Annotated in this window: 6 protein-coding genes and 1 tRNA gene; 3 read left to right on the top strand and 4 right to left on the bottom strand. The window is 74.4% G+C overall.

Going from position 1 to position 8060, the window contains the following annotated elements; all coding sequences use genetic code 11:
- On the bottom strand, positions 1-525 hold a 525-nt coding region (locus ACWEO5_RS37190; RefSeq protein ID WP_452166515.1), incomplete at its 3' end, for a DUF3662 domain-containing protein.
- 354 nt (positions 526-879) lie between these two features.
- Between ACWEO5_RS37190 and ACWEO5_RS37195 the strand changes: the two genes are divergently transcribed.
- Positions 880-963 (top strand) — tRNA-Leu (locus ACWEO5_RS37195).
- A 126-nt stretch (positions 964-1089) separates the two neighbouring features.
- Here the strand turns inward: ACWEO5_RS37195 and ACWEO5_RS37200 are convergent.
- Positions 1090-2247 carry a sensor histidine kinase gene (locus tag ACWEO5_RS37200; protein ID WP_452166516.1) on the bottom strand — a complete coding sequence of 386 codons (1158 nt, stop codon included), beginning with the start codon at positions 2245-2247 and terminating at the stop codon, positions 1090-1092.
- Entirely contained in the window at positions 2244-2912 is a 669-nt protein-coding gene (locus ACWEO5_RS37205) for a response regulator (RefSeq protein ID WP_452166517.1), read from the bottom strand. The genes ACWEO5_RS37200 and ACWEO5_RS37205 overlap by 4 nt, the downstream gene beginning before the upstream one ends.
- 179 nt (positions 2913-3091) lie before the next feature.
- Here ACWEO5_RS37205 and ACWEO5_RS37210 point away from each other — a divergent pair, with 179 nt between their 5' ends.
- Together ACWEO5_RS37210 and ACWEO5_RS37215 are read left to right on the top strand one after the other, a co-directional pair.
- Complete coding sequence (locus tag ACWEO5_RS37210) at positions 3092-4873, top strand: phosphatidylglycerol lysyltransferase domain-containing protein (protein WP_452166518.1); 1782 nt, start codon at positions 3092-3094, stop codon at positions 4871-4873.
- A gap of 301 nt (positions 4874-5174) precedes the next feature.
- A complete protein-coding gene (locus tag ACWEO5_RS37215) occupies positions 5175-5849 on the top strand; it encodes a hypothetical protein (protein ID WP_452166519.1) in 675 nt (224 codons plus the stop codon).
- Between the two features lie 27 nt (positions 5850-5876).
- Here the strand turns inward: ACWEO5_RS37215 and ACWEO5_RS37220 are convergent.
- Positions 5877-8060: SpoIIE family protein phosphatase (locus tag ACWEO5_RS37220; RefSeq protein WP_452166520.1), on the bottom strand; the 2184-nt coding region annotated here is incomplete at its 5' end.

Raw genomic sequence — 8060 nt, forward strand, 5'->3', positions numbered from 1 at the left:
GGGCGGGGCGGCGGGCGGCGGCGGGGCGCCGTACGGGGCGGCGGCCGCCCCCTGGTGCCAGGGCGCACCGGGCGCGGGCGGGGTCGGCGGACGGCCGTAGCCGGGCGGGGCGGCGGGCGGCTGCTGGGCCGGGGCGGGCCGCTGGGGCTCCTCGGCGGTCAGCGTGCGGCTGCGCACCCGGTAGAGGCCGGTGTCCAGGTCGTCGGCCTTCTCCAGGGCGACCTGGAGCGGACCCATGAAGCTGTACCGCTGCGCCTCCGCGTACTCGCGGACCATCCCGGCCAGCTCGTTGCCGAGCTGGGTGGAGTAGGGGCTGAGTCGCTCGTGGTCGTGCGGGCTGAGCTCGACGATGAAGTCGTTCGGGACGACCGTGCGGTCCCGGTTCCAGATGGTGGCGTTGTTGTCGCACTCGCGCTGCAGGGCGCCGGCGATCTCCACCGGTTGGACCTCGGACTTGAACACCTTCGCGAAGGTGCCGTTCACGAGACCTTCGAGTCGCTGCTCGAACTTCTTCAGGACTCCCACGGGGCACCCCCTCTCAGGGCGTCGGACGGGCCGGTTCGTCGGCTGGAAAGCGGTACTTCCGTACTGATCGTATCCACGCCCGGCCCTTCCGTACGGTTCCCCGCCTAGGTCGCGCCCGGAGGGGTACCCGCCGGACGGCCCGCTCACTCGTTCGCCCGGCCTCCGGTTGCGGGCCGCCGGGAGCCGTGCAGGGAGGGCCCGGGGAATGGATTCGCAGGTACGGCTCGGGGCGTGCTAATGTTTTCCATGTCGGAAGGGGCGCCCGCAAGGGAGCCGAACGGAAGACCCCGAGAGATGCGGTAAGCTTCTCGACAGGTCGGAAGAAGCGGTAAGCAACTGAAGACAAACACCCATGCGCGGGTGGCGGAATAGGCAGACGCGCTGGATTCAGGTTCCAGTGCCCGAAAGGGCGTGGGGGTTCAACTCCCCCCTCGCGCACAGCGAAGCCCCCCAGATCTTCGGATCTGGGGGGCTTTCTCGTTCTCCGGAACCGGTGCACCGGAACCGGGCCTACCCGGGCCGACCCGGGCGGAACCGGGCCGGTCCGGCTGACGGCCGATCGGCTCAGTGCGCGGGCAGCACCGCGTGCAGGACGAAGCCGCCGTCGGGGGCGGGGGCGGCGGTGAAGGTGCCGCCGAGCAGGGCGGCGCGTTCGCGCAGGCCGATCAGGCCGTGGCCGCCGCCGGGGAGCGGGGCGCCGGCCGGCTCCGGGCCCGGGGGGAGGGCAGGCGGGGGGCCGTTGCGGACCTCGACGTGCAGCCTGCCGCCGCGGGCGGCGACCTTGACGGTGACCGGGGCGCCGGGGGCGTGCTTGCTGATGTTGGTCAGGCCCTCCTGGACGGTGCGGTAGGCGGCCCGCTCGACGGCCTCGGGCCAGGACCGGCGGCCGGGGTCGAGCCGGCTGTTGACGGCCAGCCCGCTGCCCTCGATCAGCCGGGGCAGGTCGGCCAGGGTGGGCTGCGGGGCGAGCGGGGTGCCCGGGACGCCGGCGGCGCGCAGCACGCCGACCATCTGCCGCAGTTCGTCGAGGGTGCGGACGGAGAGCTCGCGGATGGTGCGGGCGCCCTCGCGGGCGGCCGGGTCGGTGCTGGAGACCTGGACCGCCCCGGCCTGGATCGAGATCAGGCTGACCTGGTGCGAGACCACGTCGTGCATCTCGCGGGCCAGCCGGGCCCGTTCGGCGGCGAGCACCTTCTCGGCGAGCAGCCGGCTCTCGCGCTGCCGACCGGCGGTGAGTTCGGTGACGCGTTCGGCGAGCTCGCGGCGGGTGCGGGCGAGCACGCCGAGAGCGGCCGGTCCGGCGCCGAGCATCACCGACTGGATGGCGTACAGCGCGTTGTCCCGGCTGAGTTCGAACAGGTCGGGGTCGAACGGCCAGTGGAAGAACTCGACCAGGGCGAAGGCGGTGGCGCAGGCGACCGGGACGCGGGGCCGGGGCCAGGCGGCGGCCACCGCGTAGACGGCGGTGAGCGGGGCGAGCCAGATCTCGTTGAAGAACGCCCCGGGCAGGGTGAGCAGGGCCACCGGCAGGGGGTGGCGGCGGCGCCACAGCAGGACGACGACGGAGAGCGCGGAGAGGGCCAGCTGCCAGGGCGCGGAGTCCTTGGCGACCAGGGCGGAGTCCATCGCGGCGAGCAGCACCGGGGCGAGCAGGGCGGTGCGCGGGGAGCGCAGCCAGGCCGGGGCGCGGCGGCGGGGCGCGGCGGGCTCCTCGGGGGTCACTCCCCGTCCCGCCGGTCGCGGACCAGCCCGGCGCGGTGGGCGATGACGGCGGCCTGGACCCGGTTGGCGGCGCCGAGCTTGCCCAGGATGGCGCTGATGTGGTCCTTGACGGTGCCGGTGCCGAGGAACAGCCGGTCGGCTATCTCGGCGTTGGACAGGCCCTCGCCGAGCAGCGCCAGCACGTCCAGTTCGCGGCCGGTGAGCCGGCCGGTGAGGGTGGCGGCGGTGGTGTCGGGGCCGCCGCCCTCGACGTAGCCGCTGATCACGGTGCGGGCCACGCTCGGGGAGAGCACGCTGCCGCCGGCCGCGAGCACCCGGACGGCGTGCACCAGCTGTTCGGGGGCGGTGTCCTTGAGCAGGAACCCGGCGGCGCCGGCCCGCAGCGCGGTGCCGATGTGCTCGTCGGTGTCGAAGGTGGTGAGCATCGCGACGGCGGGCGGGTCGGGCAGCGCGCGCAGCCGGCGCAGCACGCTGATGCCGTCCAGGTCGGGCATCCGGACGTCGAGCAGGACCACCTGCGGAACGAGCTGGCGGGTCAGCAGCTCGGCCTGGCCGCCGGAGCAGCCGCCGACCACCTCCAGGTCGGGTGCGGTGCCGACGATCAGGCCGAGCCCGGAACGGACCAGCACCTCGTCGTCCACGATCAGGACCCGGGTCGGCGGCATGTCTCTCCCTGGTGGGGGGCGGGTTCGGGCCCGGGGCGGTCCGGTACCCCCGCCGATCGGCGGGGGTGGGAATCCGCTACCGGATTCACGCAATTCTCATCTCCGCTGGGCAACCATGGAAATCGGGGCGGAGTGCGCGGAACCGCGAGCGGATGCGCCCCTGTGATCGATCGTCTGGAATGGTTGCTGTGTCCACTGTGAAGACGGCTTCCCCGGCCGTGTCCCCCACCAACGGCGAGGGCCCCGGTCCGCTGGCACGGTGGCGGCCGCGGGCCGCCGCGTCGACCGTCTGGTACCTGCGGCTGATGGCCCTGCTCAACCTGGCGGCGGTGCTGTCGGTGCCGTTCCGGGCCGAGGTGCGGCGCCACAACACGGGTGAGTTCTTCACCCCCTACCTGATGACCGCCGGCCTGGTCTCGGTGCTCCTGGCGCTGTTCCTGGCGGTGGCGATGCGCCGGCGCAAGCGGGCGGCGTGGATCTTCAACTTCGGCCTGGCCGGGGTGACGTTCCTGGGCTTCCTGGCCCTGCTGGCCTGGGGCGACCGGTACAAGGACCACGTCTGGAACTACTTCTCGGTGGTGCTGACCGGCCTGTTCCTGGTGGCGCTGCTGGTCTCCCGCAAGGAGTTCACCTCCAAGGGGGACCGCTCCAACCCGGGGACCGCGGCCGCCGCCGCGGTCGGCGGGCTGCTGGTGGGCGGGCTGGTCGGCTCGGCGCTGGTGCAGCTGACCAACGAGGTCTCCGGCGCCGGCTTCGGCACCCGGTTCAGCTACGCGGTGCACCGGATGATCACGCTGACCCCGTCCGAGCGGGTCCGCGACGTGGTGCTGGTGCCGACCTGGGTCAACGCGGCGATCAACGTGATGAGCGCGGTGCTGTTCCTGCTCGTGCTGTACGTGGCGTTCCGCTCGCCGCGCGGCGAGGAGCTGCAGACCGACGAGGACCAGACCCGGCTGCGCGAGCTGCTGGAGAAGCAGGGCGAGCGGGACTCGCTGGGCTACTTCGCGCTGCGCCGGGACAAGGCGGTGGTGTTCTCCCCGTCGGGGAAGGCGGCGATCGCCTACCGGGTGGTCGGCGGCGTCACGCTGGCCTCCGGCGACCCGATCGGCGACCCGGAGGCCTGGCCGGGGGCGATCGACGCCTGGCTGGCGGAGGCCCGCGAGCACGCCTGGGTGCCGGCCGTGATGGGCGCCTCCGAGGAGGCCGGGGTGATCTACGCCCGGCACGGAATGGACGCGCTGGAGCTGGGCGACGAGGCGATCGTCGAGCTGGACGAGTTCTCGCTGGACGGCCGGGCGATGCGGGTGGTCCGGCAGGCGTACAACCGGGTCAAGCGGGCCGGGTACACGGTGCGGATCCGCCGGCACGAGGACATCCCCGAGTGCGAGATGGCCGAGCTGGTGGCCAGGGCCGACCACTGGCGGGACGGCGCGACCGAGCGCGGCTTCTCGATGGCGCTGGGGCGGCTCGGCGACGCGGGCGACGGGCGCTGCGTGATGCTGGAGTGCTTCGACGGGGACGGCGAGCTGCGGGCGCTGCTGAGCTTCGTCCCGTGGGGCCGGCACGGGCTGTCGCTGGACCTGATGCGGCGCGACCGGGACAGCGAGAACGGCCTGATGGAGTTCATGGTGATCGAACTCCTGCAGCGCGCGCCGGAGGTGGAACTGGAACGCGTCTCGCTGAATTTCGCGATGTTCCGGTCGGTTTTCGAGCGCGGTTCGAAGTTGGGCGCCGGTCCGGTGCTGCGGCTCTGGCGTTCGGTGCTGGGATTCTTCTCCCGCTGGTGGCAGATCGAGTCGCTGTACCGGGCGAACGCGAAGTACCGGCCGATCTGGGAACCGCGCTACCTGCTCTTCGAGAAGAGCGGCGAGATTCCCCGGATCGGCATCGCCTCGGCCCGCGCGGAGGGGTTCATCACGGCGCCGAGCATGCCGGCGCTGTTCCGCCGCAGGCACGGGTGAGCGGGCTTCCCGGCCGGGCACGGCAGGGGAAGGGGGGCGGTCCCTCCGCCGGGGGGCGGAGCGGGCCCGGGGTCAGCCCCGGGGACGACCCCGGGAGCGGTACCCGGAGCCGATGCCGCGGGTCGGTTCGGTGCGTAGGGTCGGACACGGGGCGCGGAGGAAGCGGTGACCCGGGTGGGAACGGAATCGACGGGAGAGACGGCTCGTGAAGCAGATCACCCACGCGGGGGGCGTGCGACCGAAGTGGTGGGCGGTATTCCGCCGGGCCGCGGTCGCGGAGTGGGGGGAGCTGTTCGCTTCCGTGAAGGAGCAGCTGCTGCGGCGGAAGTTCGCCGCCGTGCCGCTGGCGACCGCGGCGACCGCGCTGGTGCTGCTGTTCTCGGTGGTGCAGCACCTGCCGGGCGGGGACCGGTTCGTGTCCGACATCGGGGTGGTGAAGGCGGCGCTGCCGCTGGACGTGTCGCTGCTGCGCACCCCGCTGTCGCTGTACGTGCCGGCCCTGGACCTGCCGGTGTGGGGGGCGCTGGCGCAGGTGTTCCTGGTGTTCGGGATCGCCGAGGTGGTGCTGGGGCGGCGGCTGACCCTGGTGGTGGCGTACGTCTGCACCCTGGCGGGCACGCTGTTCGCCCGGATCGGGGTGGCGCTCGGCCCGCACCACGCGCTGGGCTTCCCGCGCTGGGTGGCGCACGTGCGCGACACCGGGCCCTCGGCGGCGGTGGTGGCGCTGGCCGTGGTGGTGGCGCTGCGCTGCCGGGCCTGGTGGACCGGCGGGGCGGTGGTGCTGGCGATGACGGCGGAGGCGCTGGTGCTGCCGAACCTGGCCGGTCTGGAGCACCTGGTGGCGATCAGCGCGGCGGTGCTGATCGCGGTCTGGGTCGAGGTGTTCGGCGACTACTGGCCGCGGGTGCTGACCGGGGTCGGGGCGGCCGCCTCGGTGGCCGCGAAGGGCCGGACCAGGGCGGCGGTCGCGCCGTAGGCCCGCCCTGACCCGGCTCCCGGGGGTTCAGCCGCGCGGCAGCGGCATCTCGAAGTAGACGACCTTGCCGACCGCCTTGCGGGAGGTGCCCCACTTCTCGGCCAGCTTGCTGACCAGGTTGAGGCCGCGGCCGCGCTCGGACATCGACTCGGCGGGCTCCAGCGAGGGCAGGTTGTGGTTGTCGTCGCTGACCTCGACCAGCAGCTTGTCGACCCGGATCAGCTGGAGCTGCACCTCGGCCCGGGCCACCCGGACCGCGTTGGTGACCAGCTCGGAGACCAGCAGCTCGACGGTCTCGGCGAGGGCGTCGAGCTGCCAGGTGGCGAGCTGGTCGCGCACCAGCCGGCGGGCCCGGCCGACCTCCAGCTCGGTGACGCCGAGCTGCCAGGTGGCGACCTCGGTCGGCGGGACGCCGTCGAAGCGGGCCACCAGCAGCGCGATGTCGTCCTGCCGGTCGTCCGAGTGCAGGGTGTTCAGCACGGTGTCGCAGGCCTCGTCCGGGGTCTGCTTGGGGTCGATCAGGTTGCCGCAGAGCGCCGCCAGGCCCTCCCCTATGTCGCCGCCGCGGACCTCGACCAGGCCGTCGGTGCACAGCACCAGCATCGAGCCGTCCGAGACGTCGATCTTCTTGGTCTGGAACGGCACCCCGCCGACGCCGATCGGCGCGCCGGAGGGCAGCTCCAGCAGTTCGCCGCGGCCGTCGGGGTGCACCAGGACCGGCGGGACGTGGCCGGCCGAGGCGAGCTCGCAGGTGCGGTTGATCGGGTCGTAGACGGCGTACAGGCAGGTCGCCAGGTGGTCGTCGCCGAGCTTGTGGGCCAGGTTGTCGAGGTGGCGCAGCAGCTGGCCGGGCGGCAGGTCGAGGGCGGCCAGGGTCTGCATGGCGGTGCGGAAGCGGCCCATCGCGGCGGCCGAGTGCAGGCCGTGGCCCATCACGTCGCCGACCACCAGGGCGACCCGGCTGCCGGGCAGCTGGATGGCGTCGAACCAGTCGCCGCCGACCTCGGCCTTGCGGTCGCCCGGCATGTAGCGGTGGGCGACCTGCACGCCGGGGATCCGCGGCGGCCGGGTCGGGATCATCGAGCGCTGCAGGGTGGTGGCGACCTTGGACTCGGCGCGGTGCAGCCGGGCGTTGTCCAGCGAGAGCGCGGCCCGGGCGGCGATCTCCTTGAGGGTGTCGGCGTCGGAGCGGGTGAACGGCGCCCGGTCGGAGAGCCGCAGCAGCTTGAGGATGCCCAGCACGGCGCCCCGGGCGGACAGCGGCAGCACCAGCATCGAGCGGCCGACCACGGCGGGCTCCAGCTCGGGGCCGCCGAGCGAGGCGGCGTAGTCGACCGCGACGTCCGCCGAGATCAGCGGCACCAGCACCGGCTGGTTCTCCTGCAGGGCCAGGCCGGGCGGGGTGGAGCGCGGCATGGCGAGCAGCGAGCCCTCGTCCAGGACGTGGTTCCAGCGCTGCGAGGAGGCGTTGAAGGTGCGGGCGACCCGGCGCAGCATGGTGGCGTCGTCGGGGGAGCCGACCGGCAGCTCGGCGTCCGAGATCAGGCTGTCGAGCAGGTCGACGCAGGCGAAGTCGGCGACCCGGGGGACCAGCACCTCGCACAGTTCGCGGGCGGTGGTGTCCAGGTCCAGGGTGGTGCCGACCTGGCTGCCGACCGAGGCGAGCAGCGCGAGGTCGCCGTCGTCGGGCAGCCCGCGGACCACCTCCACGCCGGTGTCGGAGCCGGGGGCGGGGTCGGCGGTCCGGCTCGGCGGGACGGCGACGGGGGAGGCGGGGGCGGTGGTCGGTTCGGGGGCGGCGGCGGGGTCGATGGCGGGGACTCCCGGGGTCGGGCCGTGGGCGGCGGCGTCGCGCGGTGCGGGGACGGAGCTGCCGGGCCGCGGGTCCACCGGCCCGGCAGGCGGTATCCGTACCCCGGGGCGGGCCGGGGCACCCGCGCCCGGCGGCGGTCCGTCCGCGCGGCGGGCGGCGCGCTGCTGCGGGGTGGGGTAGCGGCGGCCGAGGCCGGCGGCGATCCGGGCGGTGCCGCCGCCCTCCGGGGAGGACTGGTAGGGCACCACCGGCAGCCGGGTCGCGGCGTCCACCCGCAGGGCGGGCGGGCCGGCCTGGGCGAGGGCGTCCAGCAGTCGGCGGCGGCGCTCCTCGGAGCCCGGCGGGAGCAGCGCGGCGAGCGCCTCGGCGGCGGCCGGGCCGGGCGGGGCGAAGGCGGC

The sequence above is a fragment of the Kitasatospora sp. NPDC004272 genome, from assembly GCF_053603035.1.